General features: G+C 46.4%; 21 protein-coding genes and 1 pseudogene. 19 read left to right on the forward strand and 3 right to left on the reverse strand.

What is annotated here, in order from left to right; genetic code table 11:
* Positions 1 to 88 precede the first annotated feature (88 nt).
* From GXP69_RS13500 to GXP69_RS13565, 14 genes are all read left to right on the forward strand, one after another.
* Positions 89 to 1,708, forward strand: coding sequence for an HYR domain-containing protein (locus tag GXP69_RS13500; RefSeq protein ID WP_163915617.1), 1,620 nt, complete (start codon positions 89 to 91; stop codon positions 1,706 to 1,708).
* Positions 1,709 to 2,064: 356 nt separating this feature from the next.
* Positions 2,065 to 2,916, forward strand: a complete 852-nt coding sequence (gene hisG / locus GXP69_RS13505) for an ATP phosphoribosyltransferase (protein ID WP_163915618.1) — start codon at positions 2,065 to 2,067, stop codon at positions 2,914 to 2,916.
* Positions 2,916 to 4,196, forward strand: a complete 1,281-nt coding sequence (gene hisD, locus GXP69_RS13510) for a histidinol dehydrogenase (RefSeq protein ID WP_163915619.1) — start codon at positions 2,916 to 2,918, stop codon at positions 4,194 to 4,196. Before hisG ends, hisD begins: the two co-directional genes overlap by 1 nt.
* Positions 4,197 to 5,246, forward strand: coding sequence for a histidinol-phosphate transaminase (gene hisC, locus GXP69_RS13515; RefSeq protein ID WP_163915620.1), 1,050 nt, complete (start codon positions 4,197 to 4,199; stop codon positions 5,244 to 5,246).
* A gap of 86 nt (positions 5,247 to 5,332) precedes the next feature.
* On the forward strand, positions 5,333 to 6,427 hold the full coding sequence (hisB, locus tag GXP69_RS13520) for a bifunctional histidinol-phosphatase/imidazoleglycerol-phosphate dehydratase HisB (protein WP_163915621.1): 1,095 nt from the start codon (positions 5,333 to 5,335) through the stop codon (positions 6,425 to 6,427).
* 434 nt (positions 6,428 to 6,861) lie between these two features.
* Positions 6,862 to 8,376 carry a M20/M25/M40 family metallo-hydrolase gene (locus tag GXP69_RS13525; protein ID WP_163915622.1) on the forward strand — a complete coding sequence of 505 codons (1,515 nt, stop codon included), beginning with the start codon at positions 6,862 to 6,864 and terminating at the stop codon, positions 8,374 to 8,376.
* Between the two features lie 261 nt (positions 8,377 to 8,637).
* Positions 8,638 to 10,044, forward strand: coding sequence for an anthranilate synthase component I family protein (locus tag GXP69_RS13530; RefSeq protein ID WP_163915623.1), 1,407 nt, complete (start codon positions 8,638 to 8,640; stop codon positions 10,042 to 10,044).
* A 1-nt stretch (position 10,045) separates the two neighbouring features.
* A complete protein-coding gene (locus GXP69_RS13535; protein ID WP_163915624.1) occupies positions 10,046 to 10,609 on the forward strand; it encodes an anthranilate synthase component II in 564 nt (187 codons plus the stop codon).
* A gap of 81 nt (positions 10,610 to 10,690) precedes the next feature.
* Entirely contained in the window at positions 10,691 to 11,701 is a 1,011-nt protein-coding gene (trpD, locus tag GXP69_RS13540; RefSeq protein WP_163915625.1) for an anthranilate phosphoribosyltransferase, read from the forward strand.
* A 41-nt stretch (positions 11,702 to 11,742) separates the two neighbouring features.
* Positions 11,743 to 12,558, forward strand: a complete 816-nt coding sequence (gene trpC, locus GXP69_RS13545) for an indole-3-glycerol phosphate synthase TrpC (protein WP_163915626.1) — start codon at positions 11,743 to 11,745, stop codon at positions 12,556 to 12,558.
* Positions 12,555 to 13,184, forward strand: a complete 630-nt coding sequence (locus GXP69_RS13550) for a phosphoribosylanthranilate isomerase (protein ID WP_204282036.1) — start codon at positions 12,555 to 12,557, stop codon at positions 13,182 to 13,184. Before trpC ends, GXP69_RS13550 begins: the two co-directional genes overlap by 4 nt.
* A gap of 102 nt (positions 13,185 to 13,286) precedes the next feature.
* Positions 13,287 to 14,477: a tryptophan synthase subunit beta gene (gene trpB / locus GXP69_RS13555; protein WP_163915627.1), complete on the forward strand. Its 1,191-nt coding sequence runs from the start codon at positions 13,287 to 13,289 to the stop codon at positions 14,475 to 14,477.
* Positions 14,467 to 15,249, forward strand: a complete 783-nt coding sequence (gene trpA, locus GXP69_RS13560) for a tryptophan synthase subunit alpha (RefSeq protein WP_163915628.1) — start codon at positions 14,467 to 14,469, stop codon at positions 15,247 to 15,249. The genes trpB and trpA overlap by 11 nt, the downstream gene beginning before the upstream one ends.
* Complete coding sequence (locus GXP69_RS13565; RefSeq protein WP_163915629.1) at positions 15,246 to 16,256, forward strand: bifunctional 3-deoxy-7-phosphoheptulonate synthase/chorismate mutase; 1,011 nt, start codon at positions 15,246 to 15,248, stop codon at positions 16,254 to 16,256. The genes trpA and GXP69_RS13565 overlap by 4 nt, the downstream gene beginning before the upstream one ends.
* Positions 16,257 to 16,373: 117 nt before the next feature.
* On the opposite strand, the gene GXP69_RS13570 is transcribed toward GXP69_RS13565, so the two are convergent.
* Entirely contained in the window at positions 16,374 to 18,419 is a 2,046-nt protein-coding gene (locus GXP69_RS13570; RefSeq protein ID WP_163915630.1) for a S9 family peptidase, read from the reverse strand.
* A 530-nt stretch (positions 18,420 to 18,949) separates the two neighbouring features.
* Here GXP69_RS13570 and hisH point away from each other — a divergent pair.
* The 4 genes and pseudogenes from hisH to hisIE all read left to right on the forward strand — a co-directional run.
* Positions 18,950 to 19,531 (forward strand): imidazole glycerol phosphate synthase subunit HisH, encoded by a 582-nt coding sequence (gene hisH, locus GXP69_RS13575; RefSeq protein ID WP_163915631.1) that lies wholly within the window; start codon positions 18,950 to 18,952, stop codon positions 19,529 to 19,531.
* Positions 19,528 to 20,250, forward strand: a complete 723-nt coding sequence (gene hisA / locus GXP69_RS13580; protein WP_163915632.1) for a 1-(5-phosphoribosyl)-5-[(5-phosphoribosylamino)methylideneamino]imidazole-4-carboxamide isomerase — start codon at positions 19,528 to 19,530, stop codon at positions 20,248 to 20,250. Before hisH ends, hisA begins: the two co-directional genes overlap by 4 nt.
* On the forward strand, positions 20,244 to 21,002 hold the full coding sequence (gene hisF, locus GXP69_RS13585) for an imidazole glycerol phosphate synthase subunit HisF (protein WP_163915633.1): 759 nt from the start codon (positions 20,244 to 20,246) through the stop codon (positions 21,000 to 21,002). The genes hisA and hisF overlap by 7 nt, the downstream gene beginning before the upstream one ends.
* 306 nt (positions 21,003 to 21,308) lie before the next feature.
* A pseudogene (gene hisIE, locus GXP69_RS13590) lies at positions 21,309 to 21,923 on the forward strand (bifunctional phosphoribosyl-AMP cyclohydrolase/phosphoribosyl-ATP diphosphatase HisIE); the annotation flags it as partial.
* A 61-nt stretch (positions 21,924 to 21,984) separates the two neighbouring features.
* Here hisIE and GXP69_RS13595 read toward each other — a convergent pair.
* Positions 21,985 to 22,563: a hypothetical protein gene (locus GXP69_RS13595; protein ID WP_163915635.1), complete on the reverse strand. Its 579-nt coding sequence runs from the start codon at positions 22,561 to 22,563 to the stop codon at positions 21,985 to 21,987.
* Positions 22,564 to 22,611: 48 nt separating this feature from the next.
* Positions 22,612 to 23,478, reverse strand: coding sequence for an alpha/beta fold hydrolase (locus tag GXP69_RS13600; protein ID WP_163915636.1), 867 nt, complete (start codon positions 23,476 to 23,478; stop codon positions 22,612 to 22,614).
* A 141-nt stretch (positions 23,479 to 23,619) separates the two neighbouring features.
* Here GXP69_RS13600 and GXP69_RS13605 point away from each other — a divergent pair, with 141 nt between their 5' ends.
* Positions 23,620 to 25,284 (forward strand): AsmA family protein, encoded by a 1,665-nt coding sequence (locus GXP69_RS13605; RefSeq protein WP_163915637.1) that lies wholly within the window; start codon positions 23,620 to 23,622, stop codon positions 25,282 to 25,284.
* The last annotated feature ends 31 nt before the right edge of the window (positions 25,285 to 25,315 follow it).

Consider the following 25,315-nt stretch of genomic DNA (forward strand, 5'->3'; position numbering starts at 1 on the left):
TAACCTGGCTTTAGATGCCGCCTATCCAGTGGGTACTACTACCATCACCTGGAATGTGACCGATGCCAATGGCAATGCTGCGGCGGCCGTGACGCAGACCGTCACCGTAACCGATAATCAGGCGCCGGTGATCGCCGCTACCGAGCCCGTGACGGCCAACACCGATGCCGGCGCTTGTAGCGCCCGCGTGGAGATCAGCGCTCCTGAGGCCAGCGACAACTGCGCTGTTGGCACGCCAACGGGCACTCGCAGTGATAACCTGGCTTTAGATGCCGCCTATCCAGTGGGTACTACTACCATCACCTGGAATGTGACCGATGCCAATGGCAATGCTGCGGCGGCCGTGACGCAGACCGTCACCGTAACCGATAATCAGGCGCCGACTATAGCTTGTGTTTCTAATCAAACAAGAGCAAATAATCCTGGAACTTGTTCTTACACAGTTATTGGTAATGAGTTTGACCCGACAAGTAGTGATAATTGTAGTGTTGCTTCTATTACTAACGACTACAACAATTCTTCAACTCTGGCTGGAGCTGTGTTCAATGAGGGTACTACAACAGTTACTTGGACAGTTGTAGATGCAGCAGGTAACACATCTAGATGCTCATTTACTGTAACAGTTAATAATACTGCTCCTGCTATCACCAGTATTAGTGGCCCCGAAGGTCCTGTTCAGGTTGGTGCTGACGTACATCTAAGTGCTACTTTCACTGACAATAATCTGGCATCAGCTACGTGGCGACTAATGGCTAATGGAACTACTGTCTCTGAATACACTTGTACAAATTGTATATCCGGAAATAACATTACAGGCACATTTAAACCTACACCTGGGGTATATACAGTTGAGTTAGAGGTGAATGACAGATGTGGTGCTACTACTCGTCTCCTTTATGAATATGTAGTGGTCTATGATCCGAATGGTGGTTTTGTTACCGGTGGTGGTTGGATTGAATCACCAGCAGGTGCCATGCTTGGCGACAAATCAGGAGTTAAAGGACGAGCCAACTTCGGATTTAATGCTAAATACAAGACCGGCAAAAATAACACAACCGAAGTCGATGGTCATACTAACTTCCAGTTTAGAGATGGTGATCTGCACTTCTCCAGCATCGAGCATGAAGATATGTCACTCGTTATTTCTGGTAAGAAAGCTACTTATACAGGATGGGGTACTGTGAACGGTAAAGGGCGCCATAGATTCAGAGTGATAGCCATCGACGGCGATGTGAATGGAGGTGGCCCGGATGAGTTTAGGATCAAGATCTGGGGTGATAATTCCAATAGTGATGTGCTGTATGATAACCAGCGTGGTGTTTCAGAAAGCTCTGACCTGGCGACCGTTTTAGGAGGTGGATCAATCGTGATACATAAGCCTGCAGCTAACGGTAAGAGCACAACAACCTCTTCTAAACTGATTGCAGAAACCACAGTCGAACCCGAAATTGCTAAGTTCTACAACTATCCGAACATGTTTACTGACAAAACAACTATAGTCTTCAGTCTTGATAAATCTGAAAGCTACTTGCTGGAAGTATTTGACATACGAGGTGTTCTGATTAAAAAGGTAGATATGGGTGTGGCTGAAGCTGGTAAACTATATGAGTTTGGTTTTGATGGCAGTAACTTGTCGAAAGGCATGTACATTGGCCGCTTAACCACACCATCCGGATCTAAGTCGATTAAGATGATTCTGAATAAGTAAGTTAGGCTGTCTGCCTGTTTTAAAATGAAAGTGCCTGCTCCATTGCTGGGGTGGGCACTTTCATTTTAAAACAGGCTTTTTATAAACAGACTTCTTAAACTTTTTTAATAAACTATTTTTTAGTTTAAAATTCTGCTTTACTTTTGCAGTACATAATGCGCAACACTACGTTACATAGCATCCTTTCTGCACCGGCACTTTCTGTTGCCTGCGGTACTGCTGCGCACGTACATCATTTCCATCATTCCTCGTAAGAGGAATCCAATAGACATATAGCCCCCTTGGGTGTATACCCATTTATACGTTGCCGGATGCAAGGTATGAACGCGCTATTTTATACTTTCCAATTTTAAATTATGCTTCGTATAGCCATACAGAAATCAGGCAGACTCAGTGATGATTCACTTAAACTTATCCGTGAATGCGGTATCTCATTCATCAGCAGCAGCCTGAAACTCAAAACAGAATCAACCAATTTTCCGCTGGAGATCCTTTTTCTTCGCGACGATGATATACCAGGTTATGTAGCCGACGGCGTGGCCGATATTGGTATAGTTGGTCAGAACGTGCTGGTGGAAGAGGGTATGCAACACCTGACTGTTGAAGAACTGGGTTTCTCAAAATGCCGCCTGTCGCTGGCCGTGCCCAAAGGTGAAAACTATAGTTCTATTCAAGACCTGAACGGAAAAAACATCGCTACTTCTTACCCAAATTTACTGCAGGCTTACCTGTCGGAGCGTGGAGTGCAAGCGAATATCCATACGATAAGCGGCTCTGTAGAGATCGCGCCGAGCATTGGTCTGGCCGATGCTATTTGTGATATAGTTAGCTCAGGCAGCACGCTTATCAGTAATGGCCTAAAGGAAGTGGAGCGTGTGTTTAAGTCACAGGCGGTGCTTATTGCCAATAAAGAACTTAATGCTGAGAAACAGGAGATACTGGAGAAACTGCTTTTCAGGATACATGCCGTGCAACGTGCCCAACGTGCCAAGTATATCTTGTTGAATGCCCCGAACGATAAAGTGGCGGAGATTTCAAAATTACTGCCGGGTGTTAAGTCGCCGACAGTGCTACCGTTATTGGAAGAAGGCTGGAGCTCGCTGCACTCTGTGGTGAATGAAGATGATTTCTGGGATAAGATCGAGAAACTAAAAGCCGCAGGTGCCCAGGGTATCCTGGTTGTTCCAATCGAGAAAATGATCATCTGATGAAAAAGATCTTATATCCTGAAACTATAGTTTGGCCCGAACTGGCAAAGCGACCTGTAAAGGACCTGCAGGAACTGGAGCCAACTATACGCCAGATCTTTAAGTTGGTGCAGGAGCAGGGCGATGAAGCCTTGTATAAACTGGCAGAAAAGTATGATGGCAACCGACCATTGCAATTACTGGCAACACCGGAAGAATTGGCCGCCGCAGAAACTGAGATAAGTCAGGAACTGAAAGAAGCAATACTTCAGGCGTATAGCAACATACAGTTGTTCCATTTACAGCAGGCCGAGCAGATGCCTGTAGTTGAGACTATGCCAGGCGTGCGCTGCTGGCGCAAAAGTGTGGCTATCGAGAAAGTAGGCTTGTACATTCCGGGAGGCACGGCACCATTATTTTCTACCTTGCTGATGCTGGGTGTTCCAGCTAAACTGGCTGGTTGTAAGCAGATCATTTTGTGTACGCCACCATCTAAAGATGGCAGCATTCACCCTGCAATCCGCTATACGGCCTCCTTGCTTGGCATACAAACTATAGTTAAAGCAGGTGGTGCTCAGGCAGTAGCCGCTATGGCTTTTGGTACGGAAAGTGTTCCGGCAGTAAGCAAGATCTTCGGACCCGGAAACCAATATGTAACCATGGCCAAGCAATTGGTAACGCAACTGGGTGTGGCTATCGATATGCCGGCCGGTCCTTCGGAAGTATTGGTAATGGCCGATGAAACTGCTGACCCTGCTTTTGTAGCGGCAGACTTGCTCTCGCAGGCGGAGCACGGCCCGGATTCACAAGTGGTGTTGCTGAGTACTTCTGAAACTATAGTTAACCAAGTAATAGCGGAAATAGAAAAGCAGCTGCAGGAACTGCCACGCGAAGCCGTTGCGGCACAGGCGCTGGAAAACAGCATGGCTATCGTTCTGGAAGATGCGCAGCAAATGCTGGACTTCTCGAACCTGTATGCGCCGGAGCACCTTATACTTGCCATCGAGGATCTGGAAACTATAGCAGCCGGTGTGGTAAACGCAGGCTCGGTATTTTTGGGCAACTATACGCCCGAAGCTGCTGGCGATTACGCCTCAGGTACCAACCATACCTTGCCAACAAACAGCTACGCCCGTGCCTACAGCGGTGTGTCGCTGGATAGTTTTGTAAAGAAGATCACGTTCCAACAGATCAGTCCGGCAGGGTTGCAGCAGATTGGCAAAACCATAGAAGTAATGGCCGAGGCCGAAGGCTTGCAGGCGCACAAAAATGCAGTTACGATAAGATTAAAGAAACTATAAATGTTTGATCTGGAAACTATAGTTCGCCCGAATGTATGGAAGATGAAAGCCTATGCATCGGCGCGTGACGAATTTAAAGGCACAGCCAGTGTGTACCTGGATGCCAACGAAAATAATCTGGGTAGTTTGGCCGGCGATAACTATAACCGCTATCCCGACCCGCACCAGAAAGCCCTCAAAAGTAAGATCGCAGCTATAAAAGGAGTGCGCCCTTCGCAGATTTTCCTGGGTAACGGCTCCGATGAAGCGATTGATCTGTTGTTCCGCATGGTTTGTCGCCCGGGCCAGGACCGCATGCTGCATTTACCGCCAACCTATGGCATGTACGAAGTATCTGCTAACCTGAATGATGTGCAGTTGGATGCTGTGCAGCTGACTCCTGATTTCCAGTTGCCGGTTGCCGAAGTATTGCGCAATGTTAAGAATACGACTAAAATTATTTTCATCTGTTCGCCCAATAACCCGACAGGTAACAGCATCAACCCTGAAAGTATAGAGGCCATTCTTGATAATTTTGACGGCCTGGTAGTGTTGGATGAAGCTTACATTGACTTTTCGGACTCACCAAGTTGGATCACGCGTTTACCTGATTTTCCGAACCTGGTGGTATTGCAGACTTTCTCCAAAGCCTGGGGAATGGCGGGTTTACGTTTAGGTATGGCTTTCGCTTCAGAAGAGATCATCGCACTGCTTGATAAAATAAAACCTCCTTACAACATAAACGAAGCTACGCAGGAACTGGCGCTGAAAGCCCTGGAGCAGGATGAGCAGCTGAAATACATGGTGGAAGAAATTGTGCAGGAACGACAAATGCTTGAAGCGGCTTTACCAACCATGGCTATAGTTGAGAAAGTATATCCTTCGGATGCCAATTTCTTACTGGTGAAAGTTAAAGATGCGAACAGACTCTATAGTTACCTGCTGGATAAAGGCATTGTGACGCGAAACCGTTCCAGCGTGCCGGGTTGCGAGAATTGCCTGCGCATATCTGTTGGTACCACCGAAGAAAACCAGCAACTATACCAAGCGATGTCAGAGTTTAAAATTTAGACAAAAGATCTTTTGACAAAGGACAAAAGACCACCACATTCTTTCTCTTTTGTCACAACGTCCTTTGTATAAAGTCAAAGAAGAAAATGAAAAAAGCATTATTTATAGACCGTGACGGCACCATATTGGTAGAGCCGAAAACTGATTTCCAGGTGGATTCTTTTGAGAAGTTTGAATTTATCCCGAAGGTGATTCGCAACTTGTACAAGATATTTACTGAGCTGGATTATGAGTTTGTGATGGTTACCAACCAGGATGGCCTGGGCACTGACTCTTATCCCGAACATACTTTCTGGCCTTACCAGAACAAGATGCTGGAAATTCTGCGCAGCGAAGGCGTGGAATTTGCCGATATTCTGATTGACCGCAGCTTTGAGCATGAAGGTTTGGAAACCCGCAAACCCGGAATCGGTATGATGAAAAGCTACCTGTCCGGTGAATATGACCTGGCTAACAGCTATGTGATCGGCGACCGCCTGACTGATGTGCAGCTGGCTATGAACCTGGGCGCAAAGGCTATCCTCTTAGCTGATTTTCAAAGCGATGAAGCCGCGTTGAATACAAACGACTGGGACAAGATCTATAGTTTCCTGAAGCTTCCTTCACGAAAAGCGACTATACGCCGCCAGACTTCCGAAACAGATATTCTGATCGACCTGAACCTGGATGGAACCGGGAAGTCAGACATCAAAACCGAGCTTGGCTTTTTCGACCACATGCTGGAGCAGCTGGCCCGCCATGGCAACGTGGATCTGACTATAGCTGTGAAAGGTGATCTGCACATTGATGAGCACCACACCATTGAAGACACAGGTCTTGCTTTAGGAGAAGCTTTCCTGGTAGCGTTAAGTGATAAAAAAGGAATCAGTCGTTATGGTTTCCTGTTGCCAATGGATGATGTGCTGGCGCAGGTAGCAATAGACTTTGGTGGAAGGCCCTGGATTGTGTGGGATGCAGAGTTTAAGCGGGAGAAAGTAGGGGATATGCCGACTGAAATGTTCTTCCATTTCTTTAAATCCTTCTCTGATGCGGCCAAGTGTAATCTGAACATTAAAGCCGAAGGCCAGAACGAACACCACAAAATTGAAGCAATTTACAAGGCATTTGCCCGTGCGATCAGAATGGCAATTCAGCGCAACCCTGATGACAAAACGATACCCAGTACTAAAGGGATTTTATAACAACTTTAAAGCAGAAAAGGGAGCTGGTGGTCAGCTTCCTTTTTTATTTATGTAGGATAAGTTCAACTTAATATATTTCCTTCAGCTCTTGGTTCGGAATAGTTATATTATGTAAGCTGAGAGATTAGCTGCTTTGCTATCGTTATCTTAGGGAGTTCTTCTATGAAACTATAATCTGTGCAAAGAGAATGTTAAAATCCAAACTATAGAGGAAGGGTGTAAAAATTTTTAATAACTTTATGAAATTCAGCGAAATGAGAATTGTGCATATTCTGTGCCTGTTGCTCATTTGTGTTTCATGTGCTTCGTAACATAGCTAAAAGGAAGCATCAAATAAAGTTAATGTCAGTACGTGTGGTATAAGTTTCAGACAAAATGCAGTCTGAACTATAGCTTTTTGCTTTTCAAGTTACCCGCCTTTATTGCAATCTGTTATGATGATCATTTCACCCAGACTCTTAATTGTTTTCTCTTTTATAATTTATTTCGCCAGTACTACGGTTTCATCAGCGCAGCGCATCATTAAAGAGAATGAAAGAAATTCTGAGCAGGTATCGATCGAAAAATTGTCGCGGGCCATTCAGTTTAAGACGATAGCTTCCGCTCATGATCCGCATCAAAATGCAGCAGAATTCCTTGCTTTACATCAACACCTGGCCGAGTCCTTTCCGCTGGTTCATAAAAGTCTGCAGAAAGAAGTAGTGAATAACTATAGCCTGCTTTACACCTGGCATGGAGAAGATTCTGAACTTAAGCCCATTCTGATTGGGGCGCACCTGGATGTTGTGCCCGTAGAGGCGGCTTCGGAGCAGGACTGGCAGGAATTGCCTTTTAAAGGTGTAGTGAAAGAGGACCATGTATGGGGGCGAGGTACATTGGATGATAAGTATAGGGTTGTTGCCATATTGGAAGCAGTGGAGCAGTTACTTGAAAAAGGATATAAACCACTCCGTACAGTTTACCTTGCTTTCGGACACGACGAAGAAATAGGAGGCGAGCGCGGTGCCCGTGAAATAAGTGCTTTGTTAGAGGCAAGAGATGTAGAATTAGAAGCAGTTTTTGATGAAGGACTGGCTGTAGCTGAAGATGTACTTCCGGGTGTAACTAGGCAGCTGGCGCTGGTAGGAACCGCTGCCAAAGGAAGCATTAACCTGAAACTGACAGTAAATGGCGAAGGCGGGCACTCCTCGGCACCACCCAAGGAATCTGCTATTGGCGTACTGAGCCATGCTATAGTTAAGCTCCAACAAAACCCCTTTAAGGCACGAATGACGCCTACAACTAAGGAAACAGTAGAGTCGCTGGCCGAACTATTGGGTGGCAAGCATAAATTTGCAGTGCGCCATTACTGGTTATTTAAAAACAAGATTCTTAAATCGCTTGCCCAGGATCAGGCCACTGATGTGCTTATCAGAACCAAGATGGCGCCAACCATACTGGAGGCCGGGGAGAAAGATAATGTCATGCCCCGGCTTGCCAGCGCCACAATTAATATCAGGATTCTGAACGGGGAAGATGAAAGATCGGTACTGAAGCACGTTAAAAAAGCTATTGATGATGACCGTGTGCATATAGAAGTTTACGGAGACTATACGCCTCCATCGCCGATAACTAAAACCGACACCCCGATATTTGCTGCGCTGAAGAATTCTATTGCCGAAATTTTTCCGGATGCAGTAGTAGTGCCGGCGCTTTTCCCAGGTGGAACAGATGCCAAACATTATACCAACCTCACATCAAATATCTTCCGTTTTGCACCGCAGGTTGTTAACCGTGAGATCGCGATGCTGGTGCATAATGTAAATGAGCGTATCTCAATAGATGTATTTAATGCCTGTATACAGTTTTATGAAGTGCTCATTCAGAATGCTTGTGGAGATGGTGAAGATGCACTTTTAGCTGATCTGGAGCTGGAAGACCTGCTACCATTAGAGGACGTTGAAAGCTAAATAAAATAGAAATATAGTTTGCTTTTGAAGAATCAGGGCTTACATTTGTGACATCGCTGACTATAAAAGCGAACTATAAACAAGACATGAATCAGAATCTTCATCTTACTGCATGGTGGTGGCACGTTATGAAAAATATCGTGAACAGCCTTGCTATGTATAAGATGAGATAAATGATATAGCATACAACCAAAGGTATTAAAAGCCTGCTGTTCACTGGACAGCAGGCTTTTTTGTTTTCTACACAATTCTAAACTAACAATGAACTATAAAATCACCACCAACTATAAGCGCCTTCTGGCTGATACACTGACCCCGGTAAGTGTGTACCTGAAGCTGCGCGACCGCTTCCCGAACAGCATTTTGCTGGAGAGTTCTGACTACCACGGAGCTGAAAACAGCTTCTCCTACATCTGCTGCAGCCCGATGGCAAGTATAAAAGCTGAGAACGAGGTGCTGACTGAGGCTTTTCCGGACGGAACTTTAAAGCAGACGCCGATTACAAAAGAAACTAATGTACCGGCGCAACTGGCAGCCTTTGCACAAAGCTTTGAAGTAGAATCGAATGCGTTTAACTTCATCAATAACGGGTTGTTCGGGTACATGAACTATGATGCGGTCCGCTACTACGAAGATGTTGAATTGAGCCAGCGCCCTGATCGCCAGCAACTACCGGATCTGTACTATGCCGTGTACCGCTATATCATCGCCATCAACCACTTCACCAACGAGGCTTACATCTTCTCGCACAACTATAACCAGGATGATGACAACGGCATTACGCAACTGGAAGCGCTACTGAACAGCCGAAACATTCCGAGCTATAGTTTCAAAACCACTGCAGCAGAAGCTTACAATATCAGCAGCGAGGGTTTTCTCAAAAACATTCAGAAGGCAAAGGAGCATTGCTTCCGGGGCGACGTGTTTCAACTGGTACTGTCCCGACGGTTTGAGCAGGCTTTCCAGGGAGATGAGTTTAACGTGTACCGCGCCCTGCGTTCCATTAATCCATCGCCTTACCTGTTTTATTTTGATTATGGCAGCTTCAAGATCTTCGGCTCCTCGCCGGAAGCGCAGCTGGTAATTAAAGATGGCAAAGCCAGCATTTTCCCGATTGCAGGTACATTCCGGAGAACAGGTGATGATGCCGCCGATGCTGCCCTGGCTGAAAAACTGTTAGCCGACCCGAAAGAAAATGCAGAACACGTGATGTTGGTAGACCTGGCACGTAACGATCTGAGCCGCAACGGCCATAGCGTGGAAGTAGAAACCTTCCGCGAGATTCAGTATTACTCGCACGTCATTCACCTGGTTTCTAAAGTGTCCGGGCAACTTCACAGTCAAGAGGATTCACTGCAAATGGTGGCCAGTACATTTCCGGCTGGTACGCTTTCCGGAGCTCCAAAGCACAAAGCCATGCAGCTGATTGATAAATACGAAACAACGAACCGCGCTTTTTACGGTGGCTGCATCGGCTTCCTGGATTTTAACGGCAACTTCAACAGCGCCATCATGATCCGTTCTTTCCTGAGCAAAGATTATAAACTATACTACCAGGCAGGAGCCGGTATTGTGGCCGCATCAGACCCACAGAGCGAGCTGCAGGAAGTAGACAACAAACTGATGGCCTTACGAAAAGCTTTAACCTTAGCACAGGAGATTAACTAACATGAAAGTTCTGGTAATCGATAACTACGACTCTTTCACTTACAACCTGGTGCACCTGCTGCAGGAACTGGGTGCTGATGTAACGGTTCGGCGCAACGACAAAACAACGCTGGAAGAAGTCGGCAACTATAGCAAGATCTTGCTTTCGCCTGGTCCCGGAATTCCTGACGAAGCCGGTATGTTGAAAGAGATCATCCGCAAATTTGGCCCAAATAAAAGTCTGTTTGGTGTGTGCCTCGGACATCAGGCGATAGGTGAGGTATTTGGTGGTAAGTTATTTAACAGCAATGAGGTATGGCATGGTGTGGCAATGCCCACAACTATAGTTGGAGAAGATGAATTACTCTTCAAAGGCCTGCCTGCAACATTCAAAACAGGTCGCTATCATTCGTGGCTGGTGGAGCAGGAGTTGCCGAAATGCTTAGAGCTAACAGCTATAGATGGAGCCGGCAACGTTATGGCACTTCGTCACAAAACATATGATGTACGCGGCGTGCAGTTCCACCCGGAATCGGTGCTGACGGAATTTGGAAGAGAGATAATTAAGAATTGGCTGGAAAATTAGACATAAGACTGTGTGACATAGGACAAAAGAGTAAATAAAGTCCTTTGTCTTTTGTCAAAAAATCATTTGTCAAGAAAGAACATGAAAGAAATACTGAATCACTTATTCGAACATAAAACGCTTACCAAAGAGCAGGCACGGGAAGTACTGGTTAATATTACAGGCGGTAAGTACAACCAGAGCCAGATATCCAGTTTCCTGACGGTGTATATGATGCGCAGCATTACGGTGGATGAGCTGGAAGGCTTCCGGAATGCGCTGCTCGACCAGTGCCAGCGTGTAGACCTGGATGCTTACAAGCCAATTGACCTGTGCGGTACCGGAGGCGACGGAAAAGATACGTTCAACATTTCTACGCTGTCTTCTTTTGTAGTAGCCGCCAATGGAATTCCGGTTGCCAAGCATGGCAACTATGGCGTGTCATCGTCGTGCGGCTCTTCTAATGTTCTGGAGGCGCTAGGAATCAAGTTTTCTACCGATACTGATGTACTGGAGCGATCTATCGCAAACTATAACATCTGCTTCCTGCACGCACCGCTCTTCCATCCGGCCATGAAAAGTGTAGGAGCGATCAGGAAAGACCTGGCAGTTAAAACGTTCTTCAATATGCTGGGCCCGATGGTAAACCCGGCTTTCCCGAAGCTGCAGATGGTGGGAGTTTATAGTCTGGAACTTGCCCGCATGTATAGTTACCTGTATCAGCAGCAACCCGAGGTAAACTATAGCATTATCCATACCCTGGATGGCTACGACGAAATTTCCCTGACCAGTCCGTTTAAAGTGATCTCCGATAAAGAAGAAGTGCTGTTAGATGCCCAAGCGCTTGGTTTACCACGATTACAGCAGGAGCAGATCAAAGGTGGCGGTAGCATCGAGAGCGCTGCTAAAATATTTACAGCTGTATTAAAAGGAGAGGGCACAGCTGCGCAAACGGCTGTAGTTGCTGCCAACGCCGGCATGGCCATTCAGTGTGCGAGACCAGAATTTAGTATGCTGGACGCTGTTGGAATGGCTAAAGAAACACTTGAGTCAGGTAAAGCTTATAGTTTATTTAATAGCTTGATACATGATCAAAAATTAGTGGAAGCCTGATCTTCAAGTCTCCACATCTCCAAATTTTAAAATAAAAAGACATGAATATACTCGACGAAATCATCGCCCATAAATACAAAGAAGTTGCCGAACGTAAAGCTCTTTATCCGGTAAAATTGCTGGAGAAAAGCCTTTACTTCGAAACACCTTGCCTCTCGCTGGAGCGTTACCTGTTGCGCCCCGACAAAAGCGGAATTATTGCCGAAATCAAGCGTAAATCACCCTCCAAAGGCGACATTAATCCTTATGTATCCGTGGAGCGCACGTCCATCGGTTACATGCAGGCCGGGGCTTCCGCGTTGTCCATCCTTACCGATTTAAACTACTTTGGGGGGAAGAACGAAGACCTGGTAACTGCCCGTAAATTCAACTTCTGCCCGATCCTGCGCAAGGATTTTATGGTGGATGAGTACCAGATTGTGGAAGCAAAGTCGATTGGTGCTGATGCCATACTTTTGATTGCGGCTGCTCTGGAACCTGCACGGCTGAAAGAACTGGCTGCCTTTGCTCGCTCATTCGGACTGGAAGTGCTGCTTGAGGTACACAACAAACAAGAACTCGACGAAACGCTGAATGAGTTTGTAACTATAGTTGGCGTGAATAACCGTAACCTGAAGACCTTTAAAACGGATGTGGGTTTATCCTTCGAACTGGCACAATACATCCCAGCTGGCATTACTAAGATTTCAGAAAGTGGCCTAAGTCAGATAGAAACACTGATTGAACTGCAGCATGCTGGTTATAATGGCTTCCTGATCGGGGGGACCTTTATGAACGATAGCCGGCCTGAACGGGCAGCAGCTGCCTTCATAAAAGATTTTCGACAGGCGCAGGAGCTAAAACAACAGGTTCTATGAAAGTAAAAGTATGTGGCATGCGCGATCCGGAGAACCTGAAGCAAATCGCAGCCTTGCAGCCGGATTACCTGGGCTTTATTTTCTACAAAGGTTCGAAGCGCTATTGTAGGCAAACTATAACTCCAGAGCAACTGGAAGAGCTGCCGGCAACTATAAAAATGGTCGGTGTTTTTGTAGATGAAACTACCGAAACTATAGTTGATACAGCCCGGAACTATAAGCTGGATGTGATACAACTACATGGCCACGAGTCGCCACGGCAATGCCAGGATGTTAAAGATGCAGGGTTCGAAGTGATCAAAGTTTTTTCGGTAGATGACCGTTTTGTGTTTGAGAACACGCTGCTATACGAAAGAAACTGTGACTATTTCCTTTTCGATACAAAAGGCGAAGGACACGGTGGCAACGGCATCCCATTCGATTGGGAACTCATGAAAAATTACCTGTCGCCGAAACCTTACTTCCTGAGTGGCGGCCTAAACCTGGAAAATATCAAGCACTTGGATAAGGTAAAGCCCAAACCCTTTGCCATTGATGTGAATAGTGGGTTTGAATTTGAGCCCGGGCTGAAGGATGTAGAGAAAGTGAAAGAGCTGATTAGTTTTATAAAGGAGAAGAAATCCTAAACATTAACCCACCCCTAACCCCTCCGAGGAGGGGAATTGATCATTACAGAAAAATCCCCTCCCTGGAGGGGCAGGGGTGGGTTTACATCATAAGATAAAAACATGAACTATAAAGTTGACGAAAACGGGTTTTATGGCAAATTTGGCGGGGCGTATATCCCGGAAATGCTGTACCCGAATGTGGAGGAGCTGCGCCAGAATTACCTGAAGATTATGCAGGAGCCGGACTTCCAGGAAGAGCTGCAGGCATTGTTGAAGGACTATGTGGGCCGACCAACGCCGCTCTACTTTGCCAAGCGCCTTTCCAAAAAATATAATACCAACATCTACCTTAAGCGCGAAGACCTGAACCACACCGGTGCGCATAAGATCAACAATACGGTTGGTCAGGTGCTGATGGCAAAACGACTTGGAAAGAAGCGCATTATAGCCGAAACAGGGGCCGGACAGCATGGCGTGGCTACGGCTACAGTGTGTGCTTTGATGGGACTGGAATGTATAGTTTACATGGGTGAAGTAGATATTCAACGTCAGGCACCTAATGTAGCCAGAATGAAAATGTTAGGCGCTATGGTAGTGCCCGCCACCAGTGGCAGCAAAACCCTGAAAGATGCCACCAACGAAGCTATCCGCGACTGGATCAATAACCCGGAAGATACTTATTACATCATCGGTTCTGTGGTTGGTCCGCACCCTTACCCGGATATGGTGGCACGTTTTCAGTCTGTGATTTCAGAGGAGATAAAGGCGCAGCTGAAAGAGAAAACCGGCAACGAAAACCCGGATTATGTGGTGGCTTGTGTAGGTGGTGGCAGTAACGCAGCAGGAGCTTTCTATCATTACCTGGATACACCGGAAGTAAAACTGATAGCAGTAGAAGCAGCTGGTTTGGGAATAGATTCAGGCGAGTCGGCTGCTACGTCGGTACTGGGTAGAGAAGGCATAATACATGGCAGCCGCACTTTGCTTATGCAAACCGAAGACGGCCAGGTAACAGAGCCCTATTCTATTTCTGCTGGCCTAGATTATCCGGGAGTTGGACCTTTGCATGCTCATTTACACCAGTCCGGCAGAGCCATTTTTGAAAGTATAACCGATGATGAGGCGCTTCAGGCAGTGTTGGAGCTCACCAGGCTGGAAGGAATTATACCGGCTCTGGAAAGTGCGCATGCCCTGGCTGCACTTGGCAAAATCGGCGCAAAACCCAACGAAACTATAGTTGTGAATCTGTCCGGTCGCGGCGATAAAGATTTAACCACTTACTTAGACAGATTTGAGCTTCATGGAAAATAGAATCAAAACACTTTTCAACCAAAAGTCACAGGAGCTGCTATCGGTTTACTTCACGGCTGGCTATCCTAACCTGGAAGATACCGTTCCGATCATCCTCGAGTTGGAAAAAAATGGGGTGGATTTGATCGAGATTGGTATGCCTTTTTCTGACCCTTTGGCCGACGGACCAACTATACAACAGAGCAGCACAATTGCCCTGCGCAACGGTATGACCATGCCAAAGCTGTTTGAGCAACTAAAACATATCCGGAAATACACGCAGATTCCACTGGTACTAATGGGTTACCTGAACCCGGTAATGCAGTATGGCGTGGAGCGGTTCTGCCAGGAAGCCAGTGAAATTGGTATTGATGGCATCATTCTGCCCGACCTGCCACTCTCAGATTATGTACGGGACTACAAAAGTCTGTTTGAGCAGCACAACCTGAATAAGATTTTCCTGATTTCACCACAGACAACAGAGCAGCGCATCCGGGAGATCGACAGCCACACCAACGGGTTTATTTACATGGTTTCGTCGGCATCGGTAACGGGTAGCACTAATGGTAACGCAATGGCAAATACTGATTATTTCCAGCGTGTGGCTGGTATGCAACTTCAAAATCCCGGTATTATTGGCTTTGGCATACATAACCGCGAAACATTTACCCAAGCCTGCAACTATGCCAGCGGCGCTATCATTGGCAGTGCTTTTATTAAAGCGTTAGTGCAGGAAGGTAGCCTGCAGCATAACATCCAGACATTCATCCAAAGTATTAAACAAGAAGCATGATCATACAATTACAGCAAGGTATACCTGCTGAACTGAAAGAAAATATCCTGCAGCAAATTAAGGAAGTTGGTTTTAAAGGCAACGAAGTCCAGACGCAGGAAGGCCATTATATAGTTGGCATCGGCAAGAAGGATTTCGATATCCGCACCATTGGCCAGTTACCCGGCGTAGCCGATATTCACCGGGTATCAGATGAATACAAACTGATCTCGCGCAAATGGAAAGTGGAGCCAACGCGCATTGACCTGGGAGATGGTGTCATAATCGGAGAAGGACAATTCAGCATTATGGCTGGGCCGTGTTCGATTGAAAGCGAGAAGCAGATCGAACTGGTAGTGCAGCATTTAGTGGAAAATAACGTGAAGATCATGCGTGGTGGTGTTTTTAAACCACGGAGCTCACCTTACGCTTTTCGCGGGTTGGGGTTGGAAGGTTTGCAACTGTTTCACCGCATTTGCCGCGAACATGGTATCAAAATCATAACTGAAGTGATGCAGGTATCGCAGATCGAGGACATGATCGATTACGTGGATGTGTTTCAAGTGGGAGCACGCAACAGCCAGAACTTTAACTTGCTGGATGCGCTGGGCGAAGCGCAGAAACCGGTCCTACTAAAGCGTGGCATCTCCGGAACTATAGAAGAATTACTGCAGGCCGCAGAATACATCTTCTCGAACGGCAACGAAAAGATCATGCTCTGTGAACGCGGAATACGTGGCTATGAAAATGCTTACCGCAATATTCTGGATTTGAACGCTGTGCCCGTACTAAAAGCCAAAACACACTTGCCAGTAATAGTTGACCCGTCGCATGGTATAGGGCTGCGTGATTATGTTGAAGAGATGTCGTTGGCAGCTGTAATGGCCGGTGCAGATGGTGTGATTTACGAAACACACCAGAAGCCGGAAGAAGCTTACTCAGATGGTCAGCAAACACTGAACTTTAAGGAATCTGAGCGAATGATCCGACGCATGCGACAAACCTATAGTTTGCGGGAGAGTTTTTAAGCTCGTTTTCTGTTATCCGAAATTTTAAATGCCGCGAGCGAAGACGCTCGCGCCATTGTAGTTCAAACTATAGCAACAAAAAAGCCCGGTACTTAGCTGCACCGGGCTTTTTATAATTTAGTTGTTTGATGGTTTCAACGTCTCGTCGAGCCATTTAAAGAACTCGCTTTGCCAAACTATAGCGTTTTGCGGCTGTAGTACCCAGTGGTTCTCATCTGGCAAGTATAACAGGCGGCTCTTAATGCCTTTCAGCTGAGCTAACTGGAATGCTTGTAAGCCCTGCTCGATACCAACACGGAAGTCCTGGCCACCCTGCACGATCAGGATCGGGGTATTCCATTTGCTAGCATATTCGCTTGGGTTAAACTCTTTGTAGCTCTGCGGCGATTTGGTATCCCAGTAAGGACCTTTCAGTTCGTTGTTCGCAAAGAACATTTCTTCAGTTGTGCCATACCAGCTGCGCATATCAAACAGGCCGTCGTGCGCGATAAACGTTTTGAATCGTCCTTCGTGTAAGCCTGCCAGCATAAACACGGAGTAACCGCCATAGCTGGCACCAACTGCACCAAGCCTGTCTTTATCTACATAAGCTTCTTTGGCTACATCGTCAATTGCAGCAAGGTAATCCCGGATTGGTTGTCCGCCCCAGTCGCCGCTGATCTGGCGGTTCCATTCTTCACCGTGGCCTGGCATACCTCTACGGTTAGGAGCCACTACAATGTAACCTTGTGCTGCTATCAGTTGCAGGTTCCAGCGGTAAGAGTAGAACTGTGTTAAAGCTGACTGTGGTCCGCCCTGGCAATAAAGTAAAGTTGGGTATTTCTTGTTCGGATCAAAATCCGGCGGATACACTACCCATGAGAACAGGTCTTTACCATCGCTGGCTTTGGTAACACGCGGCTCTACTTTGCTAAGCGATAGTTTGCTGTAAACCTCGTTGTTAACCGAAGTTAGCTGTGTAAGTTTACCAGATTTTGTGTCTAAGCGGTATAGTTCCGGCGCATGGTTCATGTCGGTGCGTGATACCACCAGGTTGTTACCTGATTGCCCTACAATGCCATTCACATCGAACTGGCCTTTTGTTACCTGTCTGATGTTCTTAGCCGAGAATTTGTCCAGGTTTTTAGGAAGCGCGATCTCGTATAGTTGTATGGTACCTTTGGTAGGCGCTACAAACCAGATTTTGCTGCCATCCTTGCTCCAGGTAAACGAGTTTATCGTTTCGTCCCAGTCTTTGGTCAGGTTATATTTTTTACCTGATTTAACATCCGAAATGATCAGCTCATTCTGGTCAGCTTCGTTGCCATCTTCATCCATTGCCAACCAGGCCAGTTTTGTGCCGTCTTCCGAGAATACAGGATGCGTATCGTAACCTAAGTTGCCTTCGGTCAGGTTGCTTGTTTTACCAGATGCAATGTCGTAGCGGTAAATATCGGTGTTAGTGCTTACAGCGTACTCCTTACCGAACTTCTTTTTGCTAACATATAGTATTGCTTTGCTGTCCGGGCTCCAGATCATGTCTTCTGATCCACCAAATGGCTTCTGCGGTGCATCAAAAGGCTCGCCCTTCATGATATCCGTCGGCGTGCCGATCTTGCCATCATTGTAAGTAGCAAAGAAAACGTGCTGAAACTTACCATCTTCCCAGGTATCCCAGTGGCGGTAGTTCAGGTCGTCGTATACATAAGCGTTGGATTTCTGAAGCTTCGGATAAATGTCGGTGCTATGCATCTTTTTTACCTCCACTTCGCGCGAGAACATCAGATACTTTCCATCCGGAGAGAAGCGTACGTTGCTCAGTCCGCCTTCTAAATTTGTCAGCTGCTTAGGGTCGCCTTTGCCGCCCGTTAACTGCCATAGCTGGCCCTTGTGCAGATAAACTATAGTGCCGGCTTTATCGATGTGCACTACACTTTCGCCACCTTTGGTAGAGGTAAGTTGCGTAGGCTGGCCACCGTTTACAGGAATAGAGTAGAGGTTGCGTTCGCCGCTATTCTCCTCCATGTTAATGTTGGTTACACCATATATTACCGACTTACCGTCTGGTGTTACAGTTTCTGCCGACACCCGGCCCAACTTCCAGAGCAGTTCAGGCGTCATGCGCTGTTGTGCCTGCGCCATACTTACAGCAAACACACCAGCCAGTATCATTATCTTTTTCATATTCCAAATTTAAACGAATTGCCGACAATCTGAAACTATAGTTTGCCAAAGAGAAATCACGAATTTGTAGTTAGTAAACTATAGTTCACGTATATTTGCAGCAATGAAAGGCACAATGGCTCATATGCACCATCATCATGCACGAAGCAACAGTTTCGGAGCCGTATGCCTGTGGATTAGATAGAACTATAATCGTATATATCCAGAAAGCCTGACTCCGTAAACGAGTCAGGCTTTTTGTTTTTGTCTGAATCAGGATTTTCAGGATGTAAGGATGGACAGTATGTAAGTATACTTTATTTTATAGCTATAGCTCTTTTGGCCTTCTAAGTCCGAAAGTTAACTGCTCGGGACTTCTTAGTCCCCGTAATGCGGATTAGGAAATCCGCAGCAGAATGGTTCCGGACAAGGATGTCCGGAACAGCAATTGTTAAGGTATAAAAGCGAATCTAAGATTCGCAACTATAGAAAGACACGAAAACGATTTTCGCGCCAGAACTTTAAACTTTTAACTCTAAACTTTTAACTAAATGAATCTAGTTATAGTTGATTACAAAGCGGGCAATGTGCAGTCAGTGCAGTTTGCGCTGGAGCGACTGGGGGTGCAGGCCACGTTGAGCGCCGATGCCGAAACTATAAAAGCTGCTGATAAAGTGATCTTCCCGGGTGTGGGACAGGCAGCTTCGGCAATGGCGCAACTGAAGGCGCGTAACCTGGACAAACTGCTGCCAACACTGGAGCAACCATTTTTTGGTGTTTGCCTGGGCATGCAGCTCCTGTGCCAGCACTCCGAAGAAGGTGATACCGAGCTACTCAATATCATTCCGCTATCGGTTAAGCATTTCGAAACAGAGTTGAAAGTACCGCACATGGGCTGGAACCAGTTGGAGAACTTGCAGTCGCCTCTGTTTGAGGGGTTACAGGAGCAGGAGTATGCCTACTATGTGCACAGCTATTATGTGCCGCTAAGCGAGTTCACCATTGCCCAGACTTCTTACCCCGAGCCTTTCTCGGCGGCGCTCAACTATAAAAACTTTTATGCAGCGCAGTTTCACCCTGAAAAGAGCGGAGCTGCCGGTTCTCAGATTCTTAAAAACTTTCTTGCTTTATGATGGAGATCATCCCAGCGATAGACCTGATCAGCGGCCAATGTGTGCGCCTGACCGAAGGCGATTTTGCCCAGCAAACCACCTACGACAGCAATCCGCTGGAGGTAGCTAAAAGATTCGAATCACACGGCATTAAGCGTCTTCATTTAGTAGACCTAGATGGAGCCCGCGCCCGTAAACCTGTCAACCTTGCCGTGCTGGAAACTATAGCAAATAACACGAATCTAACTATAGATTTTGGTGGTGGTTTGCAGTCGGATGAGGCGGTTCAACAGGCTTTTGATGCGGGTGCTTCGCAGATCACAGCCGGAAGCATAGCTGTGCGCGAACCGGAAACGGTTAAAAGCTGGATGCTAAAATATGGCCCGGAAAAGATCATTATCGGGGCAGATTTTAAAGGTACCAACATCGCCATCAGCGCCTGGACAGAAGAGAGCAAATATCCACTGCAGGACTTCATTTCGGGTTATGTGCAGACAGGAGCCAAACTGTTTATCTGTACCGATGTAAGCAAAGACGGCAAACTACAGGGGCCGTCAATCAACACGTATCGTCACCTGAAACTTACTTTACCAGAAGCCGAAGTAATTGCAAGTGGCGGCGTTACAACTATAGCTGACCTGGAGCAGTTGCAGGAAATCGGGGTTAAAGGAGCTATTATTGGAAAAGCCATTTACGAAGGCACCATTTTATTAAAAGATTTAGCACGATTTATATGTTAACCAAACGCATTATTCCCTGCCTCGATATTAAGGATGGCCGCTGTGTAAAAGGTGTGCAGTTCGAGAACATCCGCGATGCCGGCGACCCGGTGGAGCTGGCGAAATGGTATTCCCAACAGGGTGCCGACGAACTGGTGTTTCTGGACATAACCGCTACCAACGAGGGCCGCAAAACTTTTGCCGAACTGGTACGCAACATTGCCCGCCACATTGATATCCCCTTTACAGTAGGCGGAGGTATTGGCGAAGTAGCAGATGTGGAAGTGTTGTTGCAGAACGGGGCCGACAAGGTTTCCATAAATTCATCCGCTATTAAAAATCCGCAGCTGGTAGAGGAACTGGCCAAGCATTTCGGTAGCCAGTGCGTTACAGTTGCCATCGACACCAAGTATACCGAAGCCACCGGCTGGAAAGTATACACTCGCGCCGGAACTATAGAAACTGAACATTCAACTATAGATTGGGCCAGAAAAGTAGTGGAACTGGGTGCCGGGGAGATTCTACTGACCAGCATGAATAACGACGGTACAAAAGCTGGCTTCGCACTGGATATCACCGCAGATGTGGCACAAGCTGTTACCGTTCCGGTAATTGCCTCAGGTGGAGCCGGTACCATGCAGCACTTTGCCGATGCCTTCCAGGTGGCCAATGCCGACGCTGCTTTAGCCGCCAGCTTATTCCACTTCCGAGAACTAGAGATACCTAATCTTAAGCAATACCTGAAAACTCAGGGGGTGGATGTGCGGATTTAATCTTATTGGCGCGGAAGGTACTTCCGTGTCGAAGCATAAAAGCGAATTTGTGGTTCGCAACTATAGCAAGGCACAAAAATGATTTTTGCGCCAGAGTAAATGGTTTATTTTCTAACTATAAAATTCCCCTGGCGGCGGAATCTTTCCGGTGACTTTGGGTGTGGGTGAGTCTCCAGACTCACTGTTGCAAACTATAAAACAAGCGAGTCTGGAGACTCGCGTACACAAGGCGGCACAAGATGGGTTCTAGCGCCAGATTAGAGGAAAGAATACCTTTCTAACTTTTTAACTTCTAAACCTTCTAACTATAAGATGTTGGATTTCGATAAAATGGGCGGATTGGTGCCCGCAATTATTCAGGACGAGCAGACCAGCCAGGTACTGATGCTAGGTTATATGAACCAGGAAGCGCTGGACAAAACCCGGCAGGAGGGACTTGTCACATTCTTCTCCCGCTCCAAAAACCGTCTCTGGACCAAAGGCGAAACTTCAGGCAATACCCTACAGGTGGTAACTATAGTGGAAGACTGCGACAATGATTCGGTGCTGATAAAAGTGAAGCCAAACGGACCGACATGCCATACCGGTAGCACCAGTTGTTTTGGAGAAGAAACTATAGCCAAACGGGCAAAAGCCATTCAGTTTATTGCGCAACTGGAAGAAGTGATTCAGCAACGCAAAGCTAATCCGATAGAAGGTTCTTACACCAATTTCTTAATTGATAAAGGCATTAACAAAATAGCCCAGAAAGTAGGAGAGGAAGCTGTAGAGACGGTGATAGATGCCGTAGCCGGAAAAACCGAAACCATGAAAGGGGAGGCGGCCGATTTACTTTATCACCTGCTCGTGTTACTGGCAGCAAGTGGTTTGGAACTGGCTGATGTGGTGGCTGTGCTGCAGGAGCGCCATCAGAAAAACTAAACTATTGTTTAACTATAAAAAAGAGCTGCAACTACAGGCTATAGTTGCAGCTCTTTTTGTTTTATGGATTTGTAATTAGCACTGCATTTTTAAAGGTACCCGTTACAGTTACATCACATCTTCTTGGGTTACTGGTAGGTGCTTTAAGCATCGGATCAGGCACATCCTCCATAGTTAATTCATAGGTGCCGCTGATCAGGTTGTGTTGTTTGTTGTACTCCGTGATCTTTAGCTCACCACCCATAAAATTGCCTTGGCTGAAGTAAGCGCTGCCTGAGCCATCATTATTATCATAGATGTAAGTTGTGTTTGCCTTACCGGTTTCAGGGTTGGGGAGTGTTTTTAAACTATAGACGCCCACATACCCATTCAGCAAATCTGCTTTCTTAACCTCAAAAGCTACTTCGTCGGGCTCGGCTGCTAAGTACATGGTTAGCTGATCGTTTTCCAGGTTAATGCCGGTATTGAAATCAGCGGTGGTATAGTTAGCTTTCTTCGTTTCATGGGTGTCATGGTACACAAACGTGCGCTCCATGGTCAGTTCCATCTTCGGAACAGCAACCTCTTCTTTATCGCTGTCGCATGAAAAATTAAATAAAGCCAGCGATGCTACCCCAAAATAAAGTAATGTCTTTTTCATAGTTTTATTTGTTTGGAAAAGCCATTTGCCAAGATCATGCCAAATATTTTATTTCCTTAATATAAAACTATGGATTGCATCGGCCACTTCACCACCACGTTCTTCCTGCACAAAATGGCCAGCTTTATATTTTATCGTTTTAGCCTCCGGAAACGCCTGCTGCCACTTCTCTAAGAAGTGTACAGGTAAAAGTTTGTCTTTCTCGCCCCACAGAAACAGTTTATCTATAGTTCGAAGTTTATCGCGCTGCTGCCACAGTTCATTAAAATAGGCTTCGGACTCATGCAGGGCTTTGGCAAACATCCAGGTACCCATTCGTTTCTTTGATGATGCTAAGGGTTTCTGGTAATGCTGCTTAATGTCTTTGGTCAGGTGCTTCCGTTCATGGTAACCTTGCGGGAGCAATACATTTGCCGAGAAGCCCAGTTGCAGGTACAGAAAACGCCCGATGCCACCTGCCATAAACCGGCTGATCTTCATAATCTTTTTCTCTTCTTCCAGGCTCCACATCCAGGTATTCATTATGACGAGGTTCTTCACGTTCTCAGGGTGCCGTTGCGCGTACCGTAAGCCAATCGGGCCACCAAAATCATGCACCACCAGCGTAATGTTTTTTAGCTGCAGATGCTCAATCAGTTGCTCCAGGTTATCGGCGTGTGCCTCCGGGGTATACGCAAAACCAGCTGGCTTTTCAGACAACCCGAATCCGAGATGATCAACGGCAATGCAGCGGTAATTCCGGCTCAGGGTTTTAATTTGCTGCCGCCATACAAACGACCAGGTTGGCGTGCCATGCACAAACAAGATCGGCTCGCCCTGGCCTTCATCTACGTAATGCATTTTACCCGCCGGCAAATCCAGCGTATGATGCGCAAAAGGGTAGAGAATTCGGTCGAGCCATTTTGGAGAGTTCATAATACGATGTGGTTTACACTACATTTTATATCTGGCGAAGTTAAATCTAAATCTCCTGTACGTAAAAATTTTATAGTTGCACCCCAATTAGCTGTGCAGGAACTATAGTTCTGCGTATGCCTTTTAAATCGTACATAAACAATGGTTCGGATTAAGAATACAGCAACAAGTTGGAGAAAGATCGGAGCCTGGATTTTAGCCCTTGCACTCATCGTCTTGGCAGTGCTGTTTCTGGCTATTACCAGGCTACCGAACCAGCTAGAGAGAATGGTAGCGGAAGAGTCTGGCGGCCTCTATGCATTGCACCTGCATGGGTTTTCGGTATCACCATTCACTGGTAACCTGTCAGTAGATAGTCTGGTGCTGGAACCGGATACAGTGCAATGGCATAAGCAGGTCAAACTTAACCAAAGGGCTCCACGCATTCTTTTTAAAGTACGGATGAAAGCGTTTGAAGCTACCGATGTCAACCTGTTTGGAATTATGTTTGGCCTGCCAGCAAAAGCAGATCAGTTAACGCTAAAGTACCCGGCTATCACACTCATCGAAATGCACCCGGATACAAGTGAACGACAAAAGGCATTTTACCAAACAGCAAAAGGGGATTTGAAAGGGATGCACGTCGGTTCTATTAAGTTAGACAGCGCTAGCCTGAAGTATAAGCTCAACTATAGCAGTAGCGATTATCTGCTGGATGTGTCTTATTTTAATTTAAAAGCTGAGGATTTTAGGTTGGATAGCTCGTCTTATGTTGGCAAGGGCAGAGCTTATTATGCCCGGCAGATAGACCTGAAAACAGGACCGGTAAACTATAAATTTACTGATGGGATGTATCATGCAATCGTCGGGGGAATAGCACTAAATACACAGGCACAAACTATAGACGCAAAAGAGCTGCACCTAAAACCCCTGCTTTCTGCACTGAATATGTCGGCTGCGAAAGGGGAGTCTGTTACAACTAATGATCTTAAGATAAGCAAAGTGCATGTTAGTGGAATGGATTATGCAGCGTACTCCAGGCATAACGCTTTAAAGGTGCAGCACATGTTACTCGACTGTGTTCAGCTGTCAGCTCATAAGAATAGAAAAACAAAGCAGCCAGAAAAGCAGAAACCAACACTGCATCAAATGGCCAGGGAAATGGGATTTCTGTTCAAGATCGACACGCTCGAAGTGAAGAATGGCTTCATTCGGTATTCTGAACTTGCTCCTGAAGGCAAAGAGCCGGGTTACATCACACTAAATGGACTAAAGGGTTCGGTCATAAATTTATCGAATATGCCCGAGCATATGTCTGATGAAACGCCGGCTCTGCTGCAATGCAGTTTCCGGTTGATGAATGAAGCCCCTATTGACGTGAACGTGCTGTTGCCATTGCTCCACAAAGAAGAGTACCACGCGTTGCAGGTTACATTTGGGCCTTTGAACCCTGCCATTTTAAACCCGATGCTTGTGCCGGTATCTTATATAAAAGTTAAGAACGGTAACCTGAGCAGTGGCAGTTTTAAAGCAGATCTTACCGCAAAGACGGGCACCGGTAGCATGATAGTATACTATAACAACCTGGAAATAGAGCTGTTAAATAAAGGGGAACCTGACAAACAGAGTCTCGGTAACAAGTTGCTCTCAAAAGTAGCCGATTGGGTGGCGATAAAAGACGCGAACCCGATGCCCGGCGAAAAACCCAGGATGGGGACTATAGCAGTTACCCGCGATCCCACCAAATCCATTCTGCATCACTGGAAATCCTGTGCTGTAAGTGGCTTGCTGTCAACTATAGGTCTGGATAAAATAGCTGAAAAGTGAGTTAAATATAAAGCCGGGTACTTAAACTTTT

Origin of the sequence: Pontibacter burrus, from assembly GCF_010686685.1 — a bacterium.
Lineage (GTDB): Bacteria > Bacteroidota > Bacteroidia > Cytophagales > Hymenobacteraceae > Pontibacter > Pontibacter burrus.

Excerpts from the sequence above, each read along its gene's own strand:
- GXP69_RS13570 (WP_163915630.1), bottom strand. The coding sequence starts at position 18,419 with ATGAAAAAGATAATGATACTGGCTGGTGTGTTTGCTGTAAGTATGGCG.
- GXP69_RS13550 (WP_204282036.1), top strand. The coding sequence starts at position 12,555 with ATGAAAGTAAAAGTATGTGGCATGCGCGATCCGGAGAACCTGAAGCAA.
- hisG (WP_163915618.1), top strand. The coding sequence starts at position 2,065 with ATGCTTCGTATAGCCATACAGAAATCAGGCAGACTCAGTGATGATTCA.
- hisC (WP_163915620.1), top strand. The coding sequence starts at position 4,197 with ATGTTTGATCTGGAAACTATAGTTCGCCCGAATGTATGGAAGATGAAA.
- trpD (WP_163915625.1), top strand. The coding sequence starts at position 10,691 with ATGAAAGAAATACTGAATCACTTATTCGAACATAAAACGCTTACCAAA.
- GXP69_RS13535 (WP_163915624.1), top strand. The coding sequence starts at position 10,046 with ATGAAAGTTCTGGTAATCGATAACTACGACTCTTTCACTTACAACCTG.
- GXP69_RS13600 (WP_163915636.1), bottom strand. The coding sequence starts at position 23,478 with ATGAACTCTCCAAAATGGCTCGACCGAATTCTCTACCCTTTTGCGCAT.
- GXP69_RS13530 (WP_163915623.1), top strand. The coding sequence starts at position 8,638 with ATGAACTATAAAATCACCACCAACTATAAGCGCCTTCTGGCTGATACA.
- hisF (WP_163915633.1), top strand. The coding sequence starts at position 20,244 with ATGTTAACCAAACGCATTATTCCCTGCCTCGATATTAAGGATGGCCGC.
- hisB (WP_163915621.1), top strand. The coding sequence starts at position 5,333 with ATGAAAAAAGCATTATTTATAGACCGTGACGGCACCATATTGGTAGAG.
- GXP69_RS13565 (WP_163915629.1), top strand. The coding sequence starts at position 15,246 with ATGATCATACAATTACAGCAAGGTATACCTGCTGAACTGAAAGAAAAT.
- hisD (WP_163915619.1), top strand. The coding sequence starts at position 2,916 with ATGAAAAAGATCTTATATCCTGAAACTATAGTTTGGCCCGAACTGGCA.
- trpA (WP_163915628.1), top strand. The coding sequence starts at position 14,467 with ATGGAAAATAGAATCAAAACACTTTTCAACCAAAAGTCACAGGAGCTG.
- trpB (WP_163915627.1), top strand. The coding sequence starts at position 13,287 with ATGAACTATAAAGTTGACGAAAACGGGTTTTATGGCAAATTTGGCGGG.
- trpC (WP_163915626.1), top strand. The coding sequence starts at position 11,743 with ATGAATATACTCGACGAAATCATCGCCCATAAATACAAAGAAGTTGCC.
- GXP69_RS13595 (WP_163915635.1), bottom strand. The coding sequence starts at position 22,563 with ATGAAAAAGACATTACTTTATTTTGGGGTAGCATCGCTGGCTTTATTT.
- hisA (WP_163915632.1), top strand. The coding sequence starts at position 19,528 with ATGATGGAGATCATCCCAGCGATAGACCTGATCAGCGGCCAATGTGTG.
- GXP69_RS13525 (WP_163915622.1), top strand. The coding sequence starts at position 6,862 with ATGATGATCATTTCACCCAGACTCTTAATTGTTTTCTCTTTTATAATT.
- hisH (WP_163915631.1), top strand. The coding sequence starts at position 18,950 with ATGAATCTAGTTATAGTTGATTACAAAGCGGGCAATGTGCAGTCAGTG.
- GXP69_RS13605 (WP_163915637.1), top strand. The coding sequence starts at position 23,620 with ATGGTTCGGATTAAGAATACAGCAACAAGTTGGAGAAAGATCGGAGCC.